24 protein-coding genes are annotated in these 22,182 nt (G+C 32.4%); 17 read left to right on the top strand and 7 right to left on the bottom strand.

Features of this window, described 5'->3' with window-relative positions; translation table 11 throughout:
- Positions 1 to 4: 4 nt before the first annotated feature.
- Genes ACKRLN_RS06950 through ACKRLN_RS06940 form a run of 3 tightly spaced genes read left to right on the top strand, consistent with a single transcriptional unit; the run spans position 5 to position 3,384 of the window.
- On the top strand, positions 5 to 1,486 hold the full coding sequence (locus tag ACKRLN_RS06950) for a sugar ABC transporter ATP-binding protein (protein ID WP_416334690.1): 1,482 nt from the start codon (positions 5 to 7) through the stop codon (positions 1,484 to 1,486).
- The gene (locus ACKRLN_RS06945) at positions 1,483 to 2,427 is read left to right on the top strand and encodes an ABC transporter permease subunit (RefSeq protein ID WP_416334689.1); all 945 of its coding nucleotides are present in this window, start codon (positions 1,483 to 1,485) and stop codon (positions 2,425 to 2,427) included. The genes ACKRLN_RS06950 and ACKRLN_RS06945 overlap by 4 nt, the downstream gene beginning before the upstream one ends.
- Before the next feature lie 9 nt (positions 2,428 to 2,436).
- Complete coding sequence (locus tag ACKRLN_RS06940) at positions 2,437 to 3,384, top strand: D-ribose ABC transporter substrate-binding protein (RefSeq protein ID WP_295883218.1); 948 nt, start codon at positions 2,437 to 2,439, stop codon at positions 3,382 to 3,384.
- Between the two features lie 65 nt (positions 3,385 to 3,449).
- On the opposite strand, the gene ACKRLN_RS06935 is transcribed toward ACKRLN_RS06940, so the two are convergent.
- Both ACKRLN_RS06935 and ACKRLN_RS06930 read right to left on the bottom strand, forming a co-directional pair.
- On the bottom strand, positions 3,450 to 3,713 hold the full coding sequence (locus ACKRLN_RS06935) for a hypothetical protein (protein WP_203127676.1): 264 nt from the start codon (positions 3,711 to 3,713) through the stop codon (positions 3,450 to 3,452).
- Positions 3,713 to 4,192, bottom strand: coding sequence for a dihydrofolate reductase (locus tag ACKRLN_RS06930; RefSeq protein WP_203127675.1), 480 nt, complete (start codon positions 4,190 to 4,192; stop codon positions 3,713 to 3,715). The genes ACKRLN_RS06935 and ACKRLN_RS06930 overlap by 1 nt, the downstream gene beginning before the upstream one ends.
- Positions 4,193 to 4,256: 64 nt before the next feature.
- Here ACKRLN_RS06930 and nagA point away from each other — a divergent pair, with 64 nt between their 5' ends.
- On the top strand, positions 4,257 to 5,384 hold the full coding sequence (nagA, locus tag ACKRLN_RS06925) for an N-acetylglucosamine-6-phosphate deacetylase (RefSeq protein ID WP_416334688.1): 1,128 nt from the start codon (positions 4,257 to 4,259) through the stop codon (positions 5,382 to 5,384).
- A 36-nt stretch (positions 5,385 to 5,420) separates the two neighbouring features.
- Here the strand turns inward: nagA and ACKRLN_RS06920 are convergent, their stop codons facing one another.
- Entirely contained in the window at positions 5,421 to 5,723 is a 303-nt protein-coding gene (locus tag ACKRLN_RS06920) for a hypothetical protein (RefSeq protein ID WP_416334687.1), read from the bottom strand.
- 218 nt (positions 5,724 to 5,941) lie between these two features.
- Between ACKRLN_RS06920 and ACKRLN_RS06915 the strand changes: the two genes are divergently transcribed.
- The 12 genes from ACKRLN_RS06915 (at position 5,942) to ACKRLN_RS06860 (ending at position 16,725) form a co-directional block, all read left to right on the top strand.
- Positions 5,942 to 7,807, top strand: coding sequence for a BglG family transcription antiterminator (locus tag ACKRLN_RS06915; RefSeq protein WP_416334686.1), 1,866 nt, complete (start codon positions 5,942 to 5,944; stop codon positions 7,805 to 7,807).
- A gap of 8 nt (positions 7,808 to 7,815) precedes the next feature.
- Positions 7,816 to 8,268 (top strand): transcriptional regulator GutM, encoded by a 453-nt coding sequence (locus ACKRLN_RS06910; RefSeq protein ID WP_416334685.1) that lies wholly within the window; start codon positions 7,816 to 7,818, stop codon positions 8,266 to 8,268.
- A gap of 15 nt (positions 8,269 to 8,283) precedes the next feature.
- Entirely contained in the window at positions 8,284 to 8,835 is a 552-nt protein-coding gene (locus tag ACKRLN_RS06905; protein ID WP_416334684.1) for a PTS glucitol/sorbitol transporter subunit IIC, read from the top strand.
- Position 8,836: 1 nt separating this feature from the next.
- The gene (locus tag ACKRLN_RS06900; RefSeq protein WP_416334683.1) at positions 8,837 to 9,877 is read left to right on the top strand and encodes a PTS glucitol/sorbitol transporter subunit IIB; all 1,041 of its coding nucleotides are present in this window, start codon (positions 8,837 to 8,839) and stop codon (positions 9,875 to 9,877) included.
- Positions 9,878 to 9,896: 19 nt separating this feature from the next.
- Positions 9,897 to 10,259 (top strand): PTS glucitol/sorbitol transporter subunit IIA, encoded by a 363-nt coding sequence (locus ACKRLN_RS06895; protein ID WP_416334682.1) that lies wholly within the window; start codon positions 9,897 to 9,899, stop codon positions 10,257 to 10,259.
- Between the two features lies 1 nt (position 10,260).
- Positions 10,261 to 11,073: an SDR family oxidoreductase gene (locus tag ACKRLN_RS06890; protein WP_416334681.1), complete on the top strand. Its 813-nt coding sequence runs from the start codon at positions 10,261 to 10,263 to the stop codon at positions 11,071 to 11,073.
- 1 nt (position 11,074) lies between these two features.
- Positions 11,075 to 11,755 carry a transaldolase family protein gene (locus ACKRLN_RS06885; protein ID WP_416334680.1) on the top strand — a complete coding sequence of 227 codons (681 nt, stop codon included), beginning with the start codon at positions 11,075 to 11,077 and terminating at the stop codon, positions 11,753 to 11,755.
- A gap of 70 nt (positions 11,756 to 11,825) precedes the next feature.
- A complete protein-coding gene (gene fsa, locus ACKRLN_RS06880; protein ID WP_203126054.1) occupies positions 11,826 to 12,479 on the top strand; it encodes a fructose-6-phosphate aldolase in 654 nt (217 codons plus the stop codon).
- Between the two features lie 87 nt (positions 12,480 to 12,566).
- Positions 12,567 to 14,561, top strand: coding sequence for a transketolase (gene tkt / locus ACKRLN_RS06875; RefSeq protein WP_416334679.1), 1,995 nt, complete (start codon positions 12,567 to 12,569; stop codon positions 14,559 to 14,561).
- A 114-nt stretch (positions 14,562 to 14,675) separates the two neighbouring features.
- On the top strand, positions 14,676 to 15,239 hold the full coding sequence (locus ACKRLN_RS06870) for a chromate transporter (RefSeq protein ID WP_416334678.1): 564 nt from the start codon (positions 14,676 to 14,678) through the stop codon (positions 15,237 to 15,239).
- Entirely contained in the window at positions 15,229 to 15,786 is a 558-nt protein-coding gene (locus tag ACKRLN_RS06865) for a chromate transporter (RefSeq protein WP_416334677.1), read from the top strand. Before ACKRLN_RS06870 ends, ACKRLN_RS06865 begins: the two co-directional genes overlap by 11 nt.
- 9 nt (positions 15,787 to 15,795) lie before the next feature.
- Complete coding sequence (locus ACKRLN_RS06860) at positions 15,796 to 16,725, top strand: DMT family transporter (RefSeq protein WP_416334676.1); 930 nt, start codon at positions 15,796 to 15,798, stop codon at positions 16,723 to 16,725.
- Between the two features lie 44 nt (positions 16,726 to 16,769).
- On the opposite strand, the gene ACKRLN_RS06855 is transcribed toward ACKRLN_RS06860, so the two are convergent.
- The 4 genes from ACKRLN_RS06855 to ACKRLN_RS06840 form a co-directional block, all read right to left on the bottom strand.
- Complete coding sequence (locus ACKRLN_RS06855; RefSeq protein WP_203126059.1) at positions 16,770 to 17,990, bottom strand: diphosphate--fructose-6-phosphate 1-phosphotransferase; 1,221 nt, start codon at positions 17,988 to 17,990, stop codon at positions 16,770 to 16,772.
- A 105-nt stretch (positions 17,991 to 18,095) separates the two neighbouring features.
- The gene (locus tag ACKRLN_RS06850) at positions 18,096 to 19,037 is read right to left on the bottom strand and encodes an alpha/beta hydrolase (protein WP_416334675.1); all 942 of its coding nucleotides are present in this window, start codon (positions 19,035 to 19,037) and stop codon (positions 18,096 to 18,098) included.
- 17 nt (positions 19,038 to 19,054) lie between these two features.
- The gene (locus ACKRLN_RS06845; RefSeq protein WP_416334674.1) at positions 19,055 to 19,855 is read right to left on the bottom strand and encodes a Cof-type HAD-IIB family hydrolase; all 801 of its coding nucleotides are present in this window, start codon (positions 19,853 to 19,855) and stop codon (positions 19,055 to 19,057) included.
- A 10-nt stretch (positions 19,856 to 19,865) separates the two neighbouring features.
- A complete protein-coding gene (locus tag ACKRLN_RS06840; RefSeq protein WP_296140782.1) occupies positions 19,866 to 20,354 on the bottom strand; it encodes a PTS sugar transporter subunit IIA in 489 nt (162 codons plus the stop codon).
- 169 nt (positions 20,355 to 20,523) lie between these two features.
- On the opposite strand from ACKRLN_RS06840, the gene hcp reads away from it, so the two are divergent.
- A complete protein-coding gene (gene hcp, locus ACKRLN_RS06835) occupies positions 20,524 to 22,143 on the top strand; it encodes a hydroxylamine reductase (RefSeq protein WP_296140778.1) in 1,620 nt (539 codons plus the stop codon).
- The last annotated feature ends 39 nt before the right edge of the window (positions 22,144 to 22,182 follow it).

Genomic DNA, 22,182 nt, shown 5'->3' with positions numbered 1-22,182 from the left:
GATTATGAATATTGAAATGAAAGATATCTACAAGTCATTTGGGAAAAATGAAGTATTAAAGGGTGTAGATTTTAATCTTGGCCAGGGAGAAATTCACGCTTTGGTGGGTGAAAATGGGGCTGGAAAATCTACTTTAATGAATATTTTATCTGGAGTTTTAAATAAAGATTCTGGGAAAATTTTGATTGACGGCATGGAAGTAGATATAGCTAATACAAATATTGCCAAAGAATATGGTATAAGTTTTATCCACCAAGAACTAAGCGATTGGCCAGAACTAAGTGTTATGGACAATATTTTTATGAATAATGAAATCAACAATGGCTGGTTTTTAGATAGAAAATTCATGCGTCAAAAGTGTATGGATTTATTAAAAAGATTTGATTTAAATATTGATCCAGACACTAAGCTAGCAAAATTATCAGTTGGTCAAAGGCAAATGATAGAGATAGCCAAGGCAAATTTAGATAAGATAAATGTTTTGATTTTGGATGAGCCAACAAGTGCCTTGACTAATAATGAAATTGATAAATTGTTTTTACTTATTAAAAAATTAAAAACTGAAAATGTATCTATGATTTATATCTCCCACCGTATGGAGGAAATATTTTCCCTAACAGACAAGATTACAGTCATGCGTGATGGAAAGTCTGTTGCTGTGATAAATACTAGTCAAACTAACGAAAAAGAAGTGGTTTCTCATATGGTTGGTAGGGACATAGGAGATTTTTACCCAGAAATGGATGCTAAAGTTTCAGATGTTAAAATAGAGCTTAAAAACTTTTCAAAGGCTGATTTTTTTGAAAATATAAATATAAGTGCAAAAAAAGGTGAAGTTCTGGGCATATCTGGGCTTATGGGAGCAGGTAGATCAGAAATAATGCGCTCTCTTTTTGGATTAGATCCCAAAGATAGTGGGGAAATTTACATAGATGGCAAAAGGGTTGAAATTACAAAACCAATTGATGCCATTAACAATAAAATCGGATTTGTAACTGAAAATAGACAAGAAGAGGGCCTAGTCCTTGATGAATCCATCAGAGAAAATATTTCCTTACTAAATTTTAACAAATTTACAGAAAGAACATTTATAGACAAGAAAAAAGAAAAAGACTTATCAAACTCTCTGATCGATTCTTTTAGGGTCAAAAGCACATCTGCAGAAAATAAAGTTCGTGATTTATCAGGCGGAAATCAGCAAAAAGTTGTTTTTGCAAAATGGTATGCAATAGATCCAGAAATTTTAATCCTAGATGAACCTACAAAGGGTGTAGATGTTGGTGCAAAAAGAGAAATTTACGATTTAATAAAGCAATTGACCTACAAGGAAGTATGTATAATTTTAATTTCAAGCGATCTTCCTGAATTACTTTCTCTTTCAGACCGCATATATGTAATTCATGAAGGAAAAGTAAATGGAGAGCTATTAAGAGAAGAAGCTGACCAAGAAAAAGTAATGACTCTTGCCACTGGAGGAAAACTATGAGTAACTTTAAAACAAAAATAAAAGAAAACCAGAATCTGGGCACAATTCTTGCCCTAATTATCCTAATGGTTTTTGTAAGTATCCTAAATCCCGCATTTTTGCATGCAAATAACCTAATGAATCTGATGAGGCAGCTAATAATAAATGGATTTATTGCCCTAGGAATGACTTTTGTAATCCTAACTGGAGGCATTGACCTATCAGTAGGTTCTACTTTAGCAGTGACATCTGCAATTTTTGCAGGTCTCTTACAAAATGGTATGAATACAATCCTTGCAATTTTAATTACCCTAGGTCTTGGACTAATTTTGGGCTTGATAAATGGATTTTTAATTACCAAAGGCAAACTTGCGCCATTTATTGTAACCCTAGCCACAATGACTATTTTTAGAGGTTTGACCCTAGTTTATACAGATGGGAGACCTATAGCTGGGCCAAAAGATAATTTTGCTTTCAAGTTTTTAGGAAAGGGCCAATTTTTAGGTATTCCTTTCCAAGTAATCTTATTTTCCCTTGCATTTTTGATTTTATGGACTATTTTAAATAAAACTGCTCTGGGGCGCAAAATATACGCTGTTGGAGGCAATGAAAAAGCAAGCTTTATTTCAGGGATTAATATAGATAAGGTAAAAATCAGTGTCTATGTAATTTCATCACTTATGGCTGTATTGTCAGGTTTGGTTTTAACTTCTAGATTAAATTCTGCTCAACCCACAGCTGGATCTGCATACGAAATGGATGCTATCGCTGCAGTTGTACTTGGAGGGACGAGTATGACAGGAGGTAGCGGATCGCTTACTGGAACCCTAATCGGTATTTTGATTTTAGGTGTACTTAATAATGGTCTTAATTTATTGGGAGTATCAAGTTTTTATCAGCAAATCGTAAAGGGGATTGTAATTTTAATTGCAGTTCTAATTGACCGCAAAAGAAACAAATAGGAGAGTTTTATGAAAACAATTAAAAAATATTTATCACTAGCACTTGTTGCATTATTTGCATTTACTGCTTGTAGTCTAGAGGGAGAAAACAACAGTAAAGAAACAGAAAATAAAACACAAACAAGCGAAACAGCAGAGAATACAAAAACAGAAGGAAAAATGAAAGTGGGAGTTTCCCTTTCAACACTTAACAACCCATTTTTCGTATCAATTAGAGAGGGTATAGAAGAAGGTGCGGGGGAAGATGTAGAAACAATCATTTCCGATGCACAAAACGATTCTTCAACACAAAGTAACCAAGTAGAAGATTTAATAACTCAGGGTGTTGATTTAATAATAATTAATCCAGTAGACTCAACAGCAATTGCACCATCAGTAGAAAAAGCAAATGAAGCAAATATTCCGGTTATTTGTGTCGACAGAGGAACAGATTCAGGAGAAATCGTAAGCTTTATTGCAAGCAACAACATTGAAGGTGGTAAGATGGCAGGAGAATTTATCCTAGAAAAAGTTGGAGAAAATGCAGAAGTTATCCAATTAGAAGGAATACCTGGAGCAAGCTCAACTCGTGAAAGAGGAGAAGGATTTAAAGAAGCGACAGATGGTAAAATTAATCTTGTTGCAAGCCAAACAGCTAACTTTGATAGGGCAGAAGGACTAACAGTTATGGAAAACTTATTACAAGCTCATCCAGATGTAAAAGCAGTATTTTGTCAAAATGATGAAATGGCACTAGGAGCTAGTGAAGCTATAAAAACAAGTGGAAAAGATATTGTAATAGTTGGTTTTGACGGGAATGAAGATGCAATAAATGCAGTAAAAGATGGAACACTTTCAGCAACAGTTGCCCAACAACCAAAAGAAATGGGTAAACTAGCTATAAAAACAGCTATCAACCATCTAAAAGGTGAAACAATAGAAGAACAAGTAGATTCACCACTTGAACTAATTAAATAATTTAAAAGCAAAATCCCAATAAATCCCATAAAAAAGTTGCAGAGATCTTTCTGCAACTTTTCTTTTTATTCTTCAATAAGTTCTTGAACAAAGTCTACTTTCTCTCCATCTACAACCCTAGATGGGATTCCGATTCTAGATTCTTCTCTTACGTCTTTGTAACCATCTAGATTATCACGGTATTTTAACAATCTTTTTAGATTTGGCAAGCTTTCAGAAATATTAATTATTTCTATACCATCATATTTTTCTGGATTTGCTTCATAGTCTTTAAAAACTCTTTGGCAATGTGGGCATTTGTCGCTTACAAAAATTTCTGTTTTACTCACTATCTCCTCCTATAAGTTACATAAGAAAACTCAATTCCGTTTTCCTCATATATTTGAGATTCTTTTATAATCTCAAAATCTGGATCTTGGTCAAAATTGTGCAGATAGGTATCAGCATCTTTTTTTGCCTTTATTTTTGTAATGATAGCTTGATTGCAATAAGGCAAGAAAATTTCTACAATCTTTGCTCCGCCTATTACAAAAACTTCTTTTTTACTATCCTTTATATAATTTAAGACTTGATCTGGGTTTTGAAAAATTTTTGCATTTTCTGCCTTAAAATCCGGATTTTTTGATAAAATAATATTTTCCCTATCTGGTAAAGATTGACCCATTGATTCATAAGTATTTCTACCCATTATTACGATGTTTTTAGTAGTTATATCCTTAAAATGTTTTAAATCTTTTTTGATATGAAAAAGCATTTCATTATCTTTGCCAATGCCCCAATTTTCATCTACTGCTAAAATAATTTTCATATTTTCACCTCGTCTACTTATAATACCCATAAGAACTGGGTAAAATACTAGAAAAGGAGTGCAAATGTTTTATAAAGCAAATTATATTATTTTAGAAGATAAAGTTTTAGAAAATTATTATATGGAAGTAAAGAAAGGCAAAATAAAGTCGTTTTCTAAAGAAAAACCAGAAACTTATGAAGATTTAGGAGAAATTATTGCTCCAGGTTTGGTAGACACCCACATCCATGGCTATCATGGAGAAGATATCATGAATGCCAAAAAAGGTGCTTTGGAAATTATTTCCAAGGGACTTTTAGAAATGGGAGTAACAAGCTTTTTACCAACTACACTTACAGATTCGACAGAAAAATTAAATGAAGCCTGTCGAGTAGTAGGTGAAGAGTATAAAGATGTTAGCGGTGCAAAGGTGAGAGGAATCTTTTTAGAAGGCCCATTTTTCACAGAAAAATATAAGGGCGCACAAAATGAAAAATATATGTCAGATCCAGACATTGAAAAGCTTAGAAAATGGAAAGAATTATCAGATGGATTAGTAAATAAAATTGCAATTGCCCCAGAGCGAGAAGGAGTAGCGGATTTTATTCACAAGGCAAATGCAATGGGAGTTGCAGTAGCCCTTGGCCATTCAGACGCAAGTTATGAAGATGCAATGAGTGCAGTAAATGAAGGAGCAAATATTTTTGTCCATACCTATAACGGCATGAGCGGACTTCACCACAGAAATCCGGGCATGGTAGGTGCAGCAATGAATTCAAATGCCATTAGCGAATTAATTTGCGATGGTCATCACGTAAACCCAGCCAGTGCAAATGTTTTGATGAATGCAAAAGGTAGAGATAGAATTGCCCTAATAACAGACTGCATGTCAGCAGGAGGCATGGCAGATGGAGATTACAAACTAGGAGAATTTGATGTAATTGTAGAAAATGGCACCGCAAGACTAAAAGAAGGCGGTAACCTAGCAGGCTCAATTCTAAAACTAAAAGATGCAGTGAAAAATGTAGTAGACTGGCAAATAGCAGATGTTTTTGAAGCAATCCAAATGGCCAGCCTAATCCCAGCAAAATCTGTAGGTATAGATAATGTGTGCGGGAAATTGAAAGTGGGTTATGATGCTGATTTTATAGTTTTAGATGATGATTTGGATTTAAAAGCTACTTTCATAGATGGAGAAAAATTATTTGGATAAGAATAAAAAGCTGTTACAAAAAAGTAACAGCTTTTTTTATTTGCCATGATTTCTATCATAAAATTTAGAAGTAAGATGCTTATCAAAAAATGAAACAATAGGGCCCATTAAAAAAGCATTTATAACAGTACCTACACCAAGGACTGCTCTTCCTATATATCCCATAATTACAGAAATAACATCACATATTATTCTAGAATATTTATATTGTAGCGACTTGATTTTATTAGTCATTATTAATTGAATTGCATCATAAGCTCCACCAACTGCAATACCATCTATAATCACACCAAAAAGCCCCATTAATAGCATGGTGATAAATTTTTCTTTATTCCTCATAATTCCTTTTTATTAAAAATTTCACTAAATACTTATACCTGTTTAATACATAAGTGTAATCTTAAATGAATAATTATAATAAAAAGTGAATTTTAAAACACTATAATTATTAGAAAATCAATCATACAAGTTAATGACTTATTATATTTCTGCTATGGAGAAAAAGTTAATATTAATTTATGTGAATGATGCATCTATAATAATACTAGGAGGCAACAATGTGGGAGAGCTTAGATGATAGAAAAACTCTTATGCTGTCTGCTCTTGAGAAAAGCAATGTAAGCATAATTGACTTATCAAATGCGCTGTCGGTTTCGGAGAAAACTATAAAAAATGAAATACAAGTTCTTAATCATGAATTAAAAGACGGAGCCTATATTTATATAAAAAATGGAGTGATATCGTTATTTATCTATAATTTTGATATATATAACTCTATTAAAAAGAAAAATGTTGTTTCATCTACAGATTTTACTAATCTCAAAATTAGGATTTTATATATCGTAAAAAGACTTTTAAATGAAAAAAAATTACAGTTGGATCAATTAGCCGATGAAATGAATATATCTAAATCAACTCTAACAAAAGATATAAAATTGGCCAATGAAGGTCTATCTAGTTATCAATTAAATATATATGGAAAACCAAATGTTGGAATAAATTTAATAGGTGCTGAACTGGATAAACGTTATTTTATTCTAGAAAATGGCTATGATTATATGCTAGATAATTCAAAATTCGATGATCAATATAATGAATTTTTACAAAAATTATTAGTAAGCTTTTTCATAAATGAAGATACTTGTAAGGGTGTAACAAGATTTTTTCATACTACAATGTACAGAATCAGGAATGGTAATTTTCTTATAAAAGAATCAAAGGATTATTCTTTCTATGAGAATAAAGAATATATGGATATTTCATATCAAATAAAAGATTTTGTAATTAAATTAGAAGAAATTGAATTATCAGATACGGAGTTAAATTTCATATTAATCCCATTAATGGGAATGAGAACATCCTCTCATTTAAAAGATAGTTTTAATTCTGCTCAGTTAGATGAAATAAGAATATTAACAAATAAAATCTTTGAAAGAATAAAAACTCAGATGGATATCAATGTAGACTTGGGAGAAATAACCGAGAATTTTAATTATCATATTTATTATCTGTTAAATAGAATAAGTTTAAATTACAATATTAAAAATCCACTTAGTGAAAATATTAAAAATGAATATAAAGTTGCATATAAAATGAGTGATATAGCTTCGGATGTAATATTTGAACAAAAGAAAAAATTAATTAATGAATCTGAAAAAAGTTATCTAGCATCATATTTTCAAATATATCTATTCGATAAGTTAAATTCATCTCCAATAAATAAATTTAAAGTTGGTATTATAAATAAAAATAAGGATGAAGCTGTACAAATTATCCCTTTGGTACAAGAGAGGTTTTCAAATATTAACGCAATAGACTATTTTGAAGATACTAGTCAACTCAACTTAAAAGAGAATTACGATTTAATAATTAGCTCGCAAGCAGTTAATCTAGAAAATGCTTTATTCTTACCAGATGGTTTTAAAAATAAAAAGTTAATTCAAAAAGAATTGGATAATTTTTATTTTAAACAAAATATTTTTCGAAAAGAAAGAGCACTGAAATCGCTTATTTTTACCGAGCTAAGAGAAGAAACACTTTTTATTGGTAATTATAATGAATATGAAACAAACTTAGTTAAAATGCTAGAATATTTGGAAAATAAAAAAATTATTGATGTAGAGTTTACTAATTCAATATTATTAAGAGAAACTCAATCCTCAACGAAATTCTCCGACAAAGTAGCCTTTCCTCATATCAAGAATGAGAAATTTATTTTAAGCATGGGAATATTCCCTAATTCAGATATAAAGGTCATATTTATTGTAGGAGTGCCTAATGATGATGACACTTTAATTATTAATTTATATGATGAAATTGTGAGTGTATCATCAGATAGTGATTTCTTAAATCATGTTGAAAAGGTAGAAAATTACAGGGAACTAATGGAAGTAATAATTAAAGAAACTGAATTATTTAGATAGGAGCAAAAATGGAAAAGTCTTATATATTTATAATTTTATTTCTAGGAGCAATGTTTATTATTCAATATTTTCTAACATTTTTGCAAATGAACTCATTTAAAGAATATTTTAGAAAATTTATTAAAGAAGGCAAGGTTGCTATAGGAATAAAAAAAGGAGGATTTAGGTCTGGATCGATAGTTATGTTCTGTGTTGATGAAAACGGAATTATTAGAAATGCCGCTTTCATAAATGGGATAACAGTATTTGCCAGATTTAAAGAAAATTGTGACTTTAACAATATCAATATAAAAGATATTGATAAAGAAGTGTTGGCCGGAACAAAATTTCCTAAAAGTTTAAAGCAAGCTATATTAAATTCTAAAGAAAATTATCTAAGAGCAGAAAGAGGAGAAGAAATCCCAATGGCAAAATCTCCACTTCAAAAATTTAGCGGGCTGATAAGAAAAGAAGCAGCATAATTATAAGGAGAAATTATGGATTTTTTAGTTAATTTAGCACAAGGTTTTATCCATTTATTTGAATTGGGTGGAGAAACATTCGTAAGTTGGGTTGGAGGAATTATACCAAAAGTGCTTCTACTTTTAGTGTTTATGAACTCACTTATTGCAATCATTGGACCAGAAAAAATAAATAAATTTGGTAAGATAGCATCAAAAAATAAATTATTAGCATACGGAATACTACCATTTGTATCAGCTTTTATGCTTGGTAACCCAATGGCTCTTTCTATGGGTAAGTTTTTACCAGAATATCAAAAGCCATCTTATTACGCATCTGGAGCTTATCACTGCCATACCAACAATGGTATTTTCCCTCACATAAACCCTGGTGAATTATTCGTATGGCTAGGAATTGCACAAGGAGTTGAGGCGTTAGGTCTAGATACAACACCACTTGCAATTAGATACCTTTTAGTAGGTCTAGTTATGAACTTCTTTGCAGGATGGATAACTGACTTTACAACTGTATATGTTGAAAAACAGCAAAATAAAAAATTAAGTAGAACATTAAAAGTGGAGGCATAAAATGGCAAAAATAAAAGTAGTTAAAGGATCCGCTGGATATGGAGGCCCATTAGTTATAGGTCCTGAAGGTGACAAAAACGTTTTATTATATATCACAGGCGGTGGAGCAAAACCACCAGTTGTAGATACAATAAAAGAACTAACAGGATGTGAAATTGTAAATGGTTTTAAAACTTCTATTCCAGAAGAAAGAATTTTTGCGGTAGTGATTGACTGTGGTGGGACATTAAGATGTGGAATATATCCTAAAAAAGGAATTCCAACATTAAATATAAAACCAACTGGAAAATCCGGCCCACTTGCTCAGTATATAAATGAAACAATCTATGTATCAGATGTCGGTCCTAAACAAGTATCGCTTGTTGAAGGAGAAGCAGAATCTATAAATACATCTGCAAAAGAAAGTGATACAGAAAAAGTTTATGAAGCAAGTGAATCAACTGAAGCTAAAGAAGAAAAAATAACATATACAAAAGATAAAAAAGTTTCTCAAACACTTGCAGAACAAAGCAATAATACCTTTATCCAAAAAGTAGGTATGGGTGCAGGAAGAGTCATAGATATATTCTTCCAAGCGGGTAGAGATGCTGTTCAAACAATGATTAATACTATAATTCCATTTATGGCCTTTGTAGCAATGCTAATTGGTATTATTCAGGGATCAGGATTTGGTGATTGGTTTGCAAGACTTCTTATCCCACTTACAGGAAATGTAGTTGGTTTAGTAATTTTAGGATTTATTTGCTCTATTCCAGTTTTATCAGCACTTTTAGGACCTGGAGCTGTAATTGCTCAAGTAATAGGTACCTTAATTGGATCAGAAATTGCAAGAGGAAATATTGCTCCAAGCTTAGCGCTTCCAGCATTATTTGCAATTAACACTCAGAATGCTTGCGATTTTATACCAGTTGGTCTTGGACTTGCTGAAGCAGAAGCAGAGACTGTAGAAGTTGGTGTAGTATCAGTTATGTATTCAAGATTTTTAATTGGAGTACCAAGAGTATTAGTAGCTTATTTTGCAAGTATAGGGCTATATGCTTAGAAAAAAGGAAGGTTTAGTAATGAAAACAATTTATGAAAATACAGTAAATAATATTGGAAATTCAGTTGATGAATTTGGCAATGAGATAATAATTTTCTTTGGAGATAACGCACTAGAAGAACTAAGAGATTATTGCTATTCATTAGAATTAAAAGATGTCGATGGATATATAGAAGTTGGGGATTATGTAGATATTGACGGGGTAAAAGCTAAAATCCTAGCAGTAGGAGATGAAGCGCAAGCTAATTTAGAAGGATTGGCTCACTTAACTGTAAATTTAAGTGGAAATGTAGAAGATCTACTACCAGGGGCAGTTATAACAGAAAACGTAGAAATTCCTGAAATAAATGTGGGAACTGAATTCAAAATATTGGAGGCATAAAATGACATGGTTAGGATTAGAAGATAAGGTTGTTTTAGTAACAGGAGCTGCATCTGGTATTGGTAAATCAGTTGTTGAAGGATTGTTAGAAGCTGGGTCAAATGTTATTGCTACAGATATCAACGATAATAAACCAGAGTATAAAGATGAAAGCGCTGATAATTTATTGTATGTACACTTGGATGTAACTAATAAAGAAAACATCAAAACTGCAATCAATGAATCAGTTAAAAAATTTGGACACCTAGATGCTATTGTAAATAATGCAGGAATAAACATCCCAAGATTACTTGTTGACCCTAAAGACCCTTATGGAAAATACGAACTTGATGACAGAGTAATTGATTTAGTAACAGATATTAATTTCAAGGGCCTAATCTACTGTGCCCAAGAAGCAGCGAGAGTTTTTGTAGACCAAGGTCAAGGTGTTATCATAAATATGTCAAGTGAATCAGGATTAGAAGGTAGCGAAGGCCAATCAATATATGCCGCAACAAAAAATGCAGTAAACTCCTTAACTAGAAGTTGGGCAAAAGAACTTGGAAAACATAATGTAAGAGTTGTGGGTGTTGCTCCCGGAATTTTAGAAGCTACAGGTCTTAGAACTTTAGAATATGAAGAATCCTTATCTTACACAAGAGATATTACAGTCGAAAAACTTAGAGAAGGTTATGAAAGTACCAAAACTACTCCACTTGGTAGAAGTGGAAAACTTACAGAAGTAGCAAATTTGGTTTGCTTCTTAGTAAGTGATCGTTCATCATATATCCATGGTGTTACTATAAATGTAGCTGGTGGAAAAACTAGAGGTTAATATGAAATTATTAATAGATGATGCAAATATAAAGAATATAAAATATCTATACGAATATTTTCCAGTATCTGGGGTAACAACTAATCCCAGCATACTTTTTAAAAATAAAAAAGACCCTATAGAAACTTTAACAGAAATTAGAGAATTCATTGGGGATGATCAGCTCCATATTCAAGCTTTATCTGACAATGCTGATAATATTGTAAAAGAAGCTAGGCTTTTAAAAGAAAAGTTTGGGGAAAATACTTTTATCAAAGTACCTACAGATAAAGAAGGTTTAAAAGCTATGAGACTATTAAAAAATGAGAAAACTAAAATAACAGCAACAGCAATTTATAGTCCAACTCAAGCCTTTTTAGCTTCTTTAGCTGGTGCGGATTACCTAGCTCCATATGTAAATAGAATTGATAATTTAGGATATGATGGCATTGAAACAACGATAAAAATTCAAAATATCTTAGATGAGACTAATCCAAATACAAAAGTTCTTGCATCTAGTTTTAAAAGTACAAATCAAGTTTTAAAATTAGCGGAATATGGTATTGACACAGCAACATGTTCTTATGAAATATTTGAGAAATTTCTAGATGATAGTAATGTCAGAAAGGCTGTGGAAGTTTTTGTAAATGACTTCAAATCTATAAATGAAAGCAAAATCTCTTGGATTGACTATTTAAAATAAATTATTTACGTTTTCATATAATTCCTATCATGGTATAATAAATCTAGAATCTTTTTAAAGGAGTTTAACCATGAAATTTTTCTTAGATACTGCAAATATTGATGAGATTAAAAGAATTAATGACTTAGGGCTTGTTGATGGGGTTACTACTAATCCTTCTTTGATTAACAAAGAGGGGCGTGATTTTAAGGAAGTTATTTCTGAAATTTCTGATTTAATTGATGGGCCTGTTTCTGCTGAGGTTACTAGCTATGATTATGAGGGTATGGTTGAGCAAGCTCGTGATCTTGCTAAGTGGGCTGAGAACGTTGTCGTAAAAGTTCCTATGACTGAAGAGGGGCTTAAGGCTATACATACTTTGAGCAAGGAGGGAATTAAAACCAACTGCACATTGATTTTCTCTGTTTCTCAAGGAATTATGGCTATGAAGGCTGGAGCTACTTTTATTTCTCCATTTATGGGTAGAGTGGATGATATGGGTGAAGATGGAGCTAGATTAATTGCTGAACTTCGTGATGTTATTGATATTTACGGTTATGAATCAGAAATCATAGCTGCAAGTATCAGACACATCAACCACCTTGAAAAAGCTGCCCTAGCTGGTGCTCACATTGCGACTATCCCTGGTTCTCTTTTTGAAAAATTGTGGACACATCCTCTTACAACAGCTGGTATTGCAGCATTTGTTAAAGACTGGGATGCTTTTGAGGCTAGAAATAAATAATAAATTTTGGGTGGGTCCCTAGGCCCTCCCTATTTTTATTTAATTATGTTTTATGGTATTATTTTTATAGAAAGATAAGGAGTGATTATGTTTAACAAAAATGATGAACGTGCAATTAGTGCTATTCGTGCACTTTCTATTGCTCAAATTGAAGCTGCTAATAGTGGGCATCCTGGTCTTCCAATGGGAGCGGCTCCTATGGCTTATGTTTTGTGGAATAAGTATTTAAAGGCAAACCCTAAAAATGCTAACTGGTTTAACCGTGACAGATTTGTTTTATCAGCTGGCCATGGGTCTTCTATGCTTTATTCACTTTTACATCTAGCAGGTTATGATGTAAGTATTGATGATCTAAGAGATTTTAGACAACTCGGAGCAAAAACTGCAGGTCACCCTGAACGTGGCCACATTGAAGGTGTGGAAGTTACTACTGGACCTTTAGGTCAAGGTTTTGCCCAAGCTGTTGGGATTGCTATGGCAGAAAAACACCTTGCAGCTATCTATAACAAAGATGATGCACAAATTATTGATCACTACACTTACGTACTTTGTGGTGATGGCGACCTTATGGAAGGTATTTCCTATGAAGCTATGAGTCTAGCAGGACATTTAAACCTTTCAAAATTAATCGTTTTGTATGATTCAAATGACATTTGCTTAGATGGTGCGACTAATACAACTTTCTCAGAAGATATTAAAAAACGTGCTGAATCTTTAAATTGGAATTACATCAAAGTTAAAGATGGAAGAGATCTTGATCAAATTTATGAAGCAATTAATCATGCTAAGGGTAATTTCCACGGTCCAACTCTTATCGAAGTAAAAACAATTATAGGTTATGGATCAACTAACCAAGGAACAAACAAAGTTCACGGTGCCCCAATCGGAGCTGAAGAATTTATGAAAGCAAAAGAAATTTATGAATGGACTGAGGATGACTTTAATGTCCCAGATGATATTTACGAAACTTTTGCTGATGGAATCGGTAGAACAGGTGAGAAAGAAAACCAAAAATGGGATGAGCTTTTAAAAACCTATGAAGAAAAATACCCAGAAGATTACAAAAATCTTATGGCAGGTATAAACCGCGAATTACCAGAAAATTTTATGGATGAAGTTAAAAAATACACTGCAGATGATAAAGCAATAGCAACTCGTGCATCAAATGGAGAAATCATCCAAGATCTTGCAAAAAATAATCCAAACTTCTGGGGAGGATCTGCAGATTTATTCTCATCAAATAAAACAAATATTAAAGACACAGTTGCATTTACAGACAGAAGTCCAGAAGGACGCAATGTTTGGTATGGTGTACGTGAATTTTCAATGGCTGCAATAGGAAATGGTATCATTGCCCACGGCGGAACATGGCACCATGTTTCAACATTCTTTGTATTTACAGATTATCTAAAACCCGCTATTAGATTATCTGCATTATCAAAATTACCTTTAACATATGTAATGACTCATGATTCAATTGCAGTTGGTGAAGATGGTCCTACCCATGAACCAATTGAGCAGCTCGCAATGATAAGATCTATACCAGATACTATTATGTTAAGACCAGCTGATGCAAATGAAACAAGACTTGCTTGGAAACTTGCCCTTGAGTCAAAAGAAAAACCAGTTGTAATGGCTCTAACTCGTCAAAATGTAGGAAATCTTGCTGAAACAGAAAATATTAGCGATATCAATAAGGGTGCATATGTAATATCTGACAGTGAAGGAAAAACTGATGCAATAATTATTGCAACAGGTTCAGAAGTAGAACTTGCCCTAGAAACTAAGAAAATATTAGCAGAAAATGGCAAAAACATCCGTGTAGTTTCAATGCCATCTATGGAATTATTTAGAGATCAAGATGAAGCTTACAAAGAAGAAGTTTTACCAAAAGAAGTTACAAACAAAATCTCTCTTGAAATGGGATCTACTTTTGGATGGACAGAGTGGACTGGTACTGATGGATTAAATATCGGAATTGATAACTTTGGTCTATCTGGAAAAGGCGATGAAGTTACTGCTGAATACGGATTTACTCCAGAAAAAGTAGCTCAAAAAATCAATGAAAAATATTTTAACTAGAAATATTAATTAATAAACTATATCCTCAAATTAATGCAATTTGAGGATATTTTTTGTCTAATTTGAAAGTTTTTATGATATTATATTAATTAGATAAATAGAAATGAGGAATTGATGCAAAAAGAGAAAAACTTATGGGATTTGTTTAAGTCAACCCTTTACTTGTCAGCCTTTACCTTTGGTGGAGGATATGTGATTTTATCGCTGATGAAGGAAACATTTGTAGAAAAATTAGGATGGATTAGCAAGGAAGAGATGCTAGATATGACTGCAATTGCCCAATCAGCACCAGGAGCAGTTGCAGTAAATGCATCTGTAGTAGTGGGTTTTGAAACACTTGGTTTTCCGGGTATGCTTGTTGCAATCTTAGGAACAATTATCCCGCCACTTGTAATAATTTCTTTAATATCAATGGCCTATCAGGCTTTTATAACAAATCAATATATTGCTTTGTTTTTAAAGGGAATGCAAGCTGGAGTTGGGGCGTTGATTATAAAAGTTGTAATTGATATGGCCAAAGATTTGCTAAAGTCAAAGTCAAAAATCATCCCACTTATTATGATTTCAAGCTTTGTTTTAGGATTTTTCTTCGATATAAATGTTGTTTATATAATTGCAGCTCTTATTGTAATTGGTGTAATTTACACATTTGTGAAAAGGGGACAAGATGCTAATTAAATTGTTTATAAGTTTTTTAAAAATTGGACTTTTTTCCTTTGGTGGCGGATATGCGGCTCTACCTATTATTCAAGAAGAAGTTGTTGATTTAAATAATTGGTTAACTTTAAGTGAGTTTAATGATTTGATTACCATCTCCCAAATGACTCCGGGGCCTATTGCAATAAATTCTGCAACTTTTGTAGGAACACGATTAGCAGGATTTCCTGGGGCTTTGGCAGCAACATTAGGTTGTGTTTTGCCTTCAGCAATTATTGTCGGGTCTATTTCCTATTTTTATAAAAAATATAAAAATCTCGATGCCATGACAAATATCCTATATTTTTTAAGACCGGCAATCGTGTCAATGATTTTGATAGCAGGTGTGCAAATTTTAAGAACAGCGTTTTTTGATACAAATACCATTGCTATTTCAAATATAGATTATTTGATGGTAATAATTTTTGGTGCTGCACTTTTTGCAATGTTTAAATTTAAAACCGACCCGATAAAGATTATGCTAGCAAGTGGAGCGGTTTACTTACTCATTTCTCTAGTAATTTTTTAAGGAGATTTTATGCTAGAAATACTAAAAGATAAAAAAACTGCTATTATTTTTACACTTTTTGCTATGCTTTTGTGGGGATCAGCTGTACCAACTATCAAAACAACTTATGCTGAAATGAATGTGACAGCTGCTAATACAGGCGCACAAATATTACTTGCAGGAATCAGATTTTTTCTTGCAGGAGTATTAGCCTTTGTTTACTATCTGACATTTAACAAAAATAGAGTAAATAAAAAGTCAATCGACTGGAAATATATAATTGTCCTATCTCTAATTCAAACCATGGTCCAATACTTAATTTATTACATTGGAATGATAAATACAACTGGTATAAAAGCTTCTATAATTCAGGCTATGAATTCATTTATAGTTGTAATTCTTTCTGCTATAATGCTGCCAAAGGAAAAAATAAATAAAGCAACTATATTTGCAATAATTATTGGAACTTTTGGAATTGTTATAGCAAATGGTGGTTTTGGAAATGTAGGTACAGGATTTACCCTGCTTGGTGAAGGTTTTATCTTACTTGCAACAACATTTAATGCACTTTCTGCAGTTTATGTTAGAAAATACGGGGCAAATCAAAATGAATTTTTTGTAACTGCAGCCCAATTTGTAATTGGATCTATTCCGCTAATAATAATTGGTCTAATTATGAATAAGACAAAACTAACTTTTTCGCCCCTTGCAATAGTTTTGCTAATCTATGGGGCCTTTATCTCAGCAACTGCCTATATAACTTGGAATACAGTTTTAAAATATCACGCAGCGGGAGAAATGGGCATGTACAAATTATTTATCCCAATATTTGGATCCATGCTTTCAGTCCTAATTCTTAAAGAAAATTTCACAATTAACCTTTTAATAGGACTTATACTTGTAATTTTTGGTTCTATAATTTTAAAACTTAATAAGAGATATGTTAGAAGAAAAATTTAGAATAAAAAAGCTCTACTTTGCTAAACCAAGTAGAGCTTTACTTTTTATTTTATAAAATCATTTAGTTTTACAAAAACAGGCATGCCATTTTCATAATTTTGCTCAATACTACCTTCTATAAGGGGAAGGATGTAGGCGGTGATTTTTTCTTCTAAAGTTTTTTTATCAAATAGCCAATCTTTAGGGATTTTCATTTCCTTATTTGCTATTTCTTCTGGGCTTACAGATTCGTAGTAAACTTCATATCCATCAACATATTTTCTTTTTAATACAGGCACAAGATTTGTATTGTCAATGCCAAGTTTTGCTGCCTTATAGCCTAATTTATATGCTTCATTTGCATCAGTTTTGCTAATTAGATTGCTTGTTCTTTGTACGATAGAAAGTTCTACTGCACGTGATTTGATTTCAAGTTTATTTCTCACCAAATCTGCTAGCCTACTAGCAACTCCAGATACGATTTTGTGTCCAAAGGCATCATTTTGGTTAGAAAAACTTTCTTCATCTAATTTATTGTCTTTATCTCTAAAACCCTCTGCAAGGGCAACTATTAAATTGTTTTCGTACTTTAAAGCTTCTTTTATTTCCTCAAATACTTGTTCCAAGGATTTTTGATCCTCTGGTAGATAAACCAAATTTACTACTTCTTTGTCCATTCCATAATTTGCACTAAGTGCTGATGCAGCCAGCCAGCCAGCGTGTCTGCCCATAATTTCAACAAAGGTAACTGATTTTAAGTCATAAATATCAACATCGGTTCTAAGAGTTCTTAAGGTAGAAGCTATGTATTTTGCAGCAGATCCAAATCCTGGAGAATGATCCATTCCCATTAGGTCATTGTCTATAGTTTTTGGACAGCCAATGATATTTATATCATTAATATTATGTGATTTCATATACTCATTAAGCTTCATAACAGTATCCATAGAGTCATTTCCACCTATATAGACGAAAGTTGATATTTGATAAGCTTTTAAAGTTTCAAAAATTTTCTCATAAATTTCATCATCTAAAGATGCCGGTAGCTTAAAACGACATGAACCTAAGATAGAAGAAGGCCTAGCCATTAACTTTTCTTTTATATTTTTATTTATATACTTTTCCTTATCCACCTCAGCAATTTCATCATTTATTATCCCCTCAATGCCATGGAGGCTAAGATAAATTTTATCAAAATCATTTTCAATCCCAGCAGAAATCACTCCGGCAAGGGAAGAATTGATAACACTAGTAGGACCACCAGACTGCGCAACTATAATATTCATTAATTAATCTCCTTATATTCTACTACTAATACCTTACTATAATTCTTAGGTTTTATCTTACTATATAAGATAAATAAAAAAACTAGCTTGATGTAAAGCTAGTTTTTAAATATCACTTAAAAAATCAAATATCTTCCTGTAATAAATATCTGCATCATAAAGTTTGCTTTCGGCATGTCCTGCGCCTTTTGCTATATGTATATCCTTTTTCCCCTTGTGGGCAGTGTAGAGTTTTTTGCACATTTCTACTGGTACTAAGTGGTCTTTTGCACCATTTATAAATAGGGTGGGTATTTGGGTTTTTTGTATGGATTCTATGTTTGATTTAAATAAATCCGCGCCAATTACTGGCTTTATGAACAAATTGGCTAGAAGTCCTATTGGTTTAGCTAAAAATTTTAATCTTTTTGGGAATTGATTGGCATACATTTCAAAATAACTAGTGTATCCGCAATCTTCAACACATGCTATGACATCTTTTGGATTTTCTGCTATTAGAAACATTGCTGATGCAGCTCCTAATGATTCGCCTTGCAAAACTATCTTTGCATCTGGATAAGATTTTTTTATCCAATTTATCCGTGATTTTATATCTTCCTTTTCTTTTATACCGTATGTAGTAAAAATACCAGCACTGTTGCCATGGCCTCTTAAATTTGGAGCTAAAATTGAGAAACCTCTTTTGTAATATTCATCGGCAATGGTAAACATCGTTTTGTTTGTTGCAGTGTAGCCGTGGATTAATATTGCCCAAAGATCTGTATCTTCTCCTAAAAGATAGGAGCCGCCAAGACTGGTGTTATCATAAGAATTTATAAATATATCATCCATAATCTTAGCGTAATGGTTTACAGTTTTAAAAACTATATCTCTATCTTCAAAGTGATGCTCGCCGGCATGTTTGTCTATATTTTCTTTTATGTCAGGCCTATAATCCATGTTGCCCATTTTTGCATTTAGCCGAGTGTTTAACTTGGCAATGTGGCTTGTTGTTACAAAAATTGCTGAAACTACAATTATTGCAAGTAATATTTTTATTATTTTCATAAGCCTCTCCTAAAGACTTAATTTAGTACAAATTTCTCCAAATAAGCAGCTATCCCATCTTCATCATTTGATAATGTAACATAGTCTGCGATTTCTTTTATTTTTTCTACTGCATTGCCCATGGCTACACCAGTGCCAGCAATTTCAATCATAGTTTCATCGTTTAGCTCATCTCCAAAGGCAATTATATCTTTTTGGTCAATACCATAATATTTTGCTATTTCTAAAAGACTATTTCCTTTTGAAAGGCCTTTTGGCATGATTTCGTAATAAAATCTTTGGCTTCTGACTTGGGCTGTACTTTCTCCATAAGTATCAAATAAATAATCTAGATGTTCTTCAAGTATCTCAGGATCATTTGCAAAGATTATTTTGTTTGGGGCAAAGTCAATATTATCCCTAAGTCCTTCTATAGCTTCTACATCTATTTTTAGTAAATCTCTTTCAATATCCAGATATTTATTTTCTGAATCAGAAATAACTTTATCCCCACTTGGGATAAGTATTTCTAAGGGTAGGTCTTTTGTTTTAGCTAAGATTTCCTTGGCTAAATCTAAATCAAGTGTGTTATTTGAGATTACTTCGCCGGTTTTAAAATCGGTTATTGATCCACCGTTATAATTTGAAAGTAGTCCTCCATATTTTTCGAATTCCAATTCTTTTGCAAGATATCCTACCCCTGATGTTGGACGTCCAGTAACTATGGCAACTTTGTGGCCGGTCTCTCCTGCTCTGATTAAGGCATCTTTAGTTTTTGGGGAGATTTCATTTTTGCTATTTAAAAGAGTCCCGTCTACATCTACTGCAATTAATTTCATAATCTTGCCTTTATTTAGCCTCGATTAGCTCATCGCCATGATTCACATTGCCAGTTTTTAGGACAGAAATTTCATAATTATCTGGATTTGTAATAATAACTGGTGACTGGGTAGATTTTCCGCTTGATTTTATTTTTTCAATATCAAATTCTAAAAGTAAATCACCTTTTTTTATATCTTGGTCTTGGCTTGCTATTATATTAAATGGATCGCCATTGAGCTCTACTGTATCAAGACCGATATGGATTAATATTTCCAAACCATTTGTAGATGTAATGCCTACTGCATGTCCTGTATCAGCAATCATTGAAATTTTCCCATCTACTGGCGCATAAAGTTTTCCTTCACTTGGAATGATCATAGTACCCTTGCCCACAATCTCATCGGCAAAAACTGGGTCTTCACACTCTCCTATATTTTTAGCTTCACCAGTCATTGGTGCATAAATTATATTTGAATTTTCATTATTTTTTGTTTTAAATCTATCAAAAAATCCCATATTATCCTCCTAAATTTGTTAACTTTTTTATATTATACCCATAAATTTTTATACATTTATGGTAAAAAAAATCGTATTTGTAACATATGTTACCGATTTTTAATTTTACATGTCCTATAATAAGACCATAAGAGATATTTAACATTTGAATTTACAAAAGGAGTAATATATGTTTTGTTATCAATGTCAAGAAACTGCTAAAAACGAAGGATGTACTATCCAAGGTGTTTGTGGTAAAAAAGAAGATACTGCAAATAGCCAAGATTTATTAATATATGTAACAAAAGGACTTGCTGAAGTTGCTAATAAACTAGGCGAGGATAATGAAAAAGTTTATGAAAAAATTTCAAAAAACTTATTCGTAACTATTACAAATGCAAACTTTGATACAGAAGCTATCTTTAAAATAGTTAAAGAAACTATCAAAATGAAAGATGAGCTATTAGAAAAAATTGAAGATAAAGAAGGTCTATCAGACTTTGCTCTTTTCTCAACAATGGATGATAGCGAATTAGAAAAAAAAGCTATTGAAGTTGGCGTTTTAAATATCTTAAATGAAGACGAAAGAAGTCTTACAGAACTTACTACATACGGTCTAAAAGGAATGGCTGCTTATAACCACCACGCAAATGTATTAGGTTATAGGGATGTGGAAGTTGATAGATTTATCGCTAAAGCACTTGAAGAAACAACAAAATCTGACAAAGAAATACCAAATCTAATTGATCTTGTAATGGCAACTGGTGAACACGGTGTAAAAGCTATGGCTCTTTTAGATAAAGCAAATACAACAAGCTACGGTAACCCAGAAATTACAGAAGTAGACTATTCTGCAGGTAACAAACCAGGAATTCTTATTTCAGGCCACGACCTACACGATATGAAAATGCTACTTGAACAAAGTAAAGACAGCGGAGTAGAAATTTATACTCACTCAGAAATGCTACCTGCAAACTACTATCCAGAATTTAAACAATACGACCACTTCCACGGAAATTATGGTTCTAGTTGGTGGCACCAAAATGAAGAATTTGAAGCTTTCAATGGTCCAATCTTAATGACAACTAACTGTATTGTACCAATGAAAAAAGACAATACTTACCAAGATAAGATGTTTACATCTGGCCAAGCAGGATATCCAGGTTGCAAACACATTGAAGCTGATGAAAATGGCTACAAAGACTTCTCTGAAATCATTGAATTAGCTAAAACTTGTGAAGCTCCAACAAATCTTGAAGATTTAAAAGTAGTAGGTGGTTTTGCTCACAATCAAGTTATCCAATTAGCTGATAAAGTTGTAGAAGAAGTTAAAGCTGGAAATATCAAAAAATTCGTAGTAATGGGTGGATGTGACGGTAGATTTAAAGAAAGAAATTACTATTCAGAATTTGCCCAAGGACTTCCAGAAGATCACGTAATCCTAACAGCAGGTTGTGCAAAATATAGATACAACAAATTAGGACTTGGAGATATAAATGGTATCCCAAGAGTACTAGATGCTGGTCAATGTAACGACTCATACTCATTAGTACAAATTGCACTAGCATTAAAAGATGCTTTTGGATTAGATGATATAAATGATTTACCAATTGAATATAACATAGCTTGGTATGAACAAAAAGCAGTAATAGTTTTACTATCTTTACTAAGCCTAGGAGTAAAAAATATTCACCTAGGACCAACACTACCAGCATTCCTATCTCCTACAGTTGTAGACTTCTTAGTAGAAAACTTTGGCATTGCTCCAATCTCAACAGTAGAAGAAGATTTAGCAACAATGACAGCTTAATAAATATTTACAAATCAGGTCCTCAAAGGGGCCTGATTT

The sequence above is a fragment of the Anaerococcus sp. AH8042_DFU013_CI05 genome (assembly GCF_047936775.1).
Classification (GTDB): domain Bacteria; phylum Bacillota; class Clostridia; order Tissierellales; family Peptoniphilaceae; genus Anaerococcus.
The sequence above is the reverse complement of the archived record's forward strand: the minus strand, read 5'-3'. Positions and strand labels throughout refer to the sequence as shown.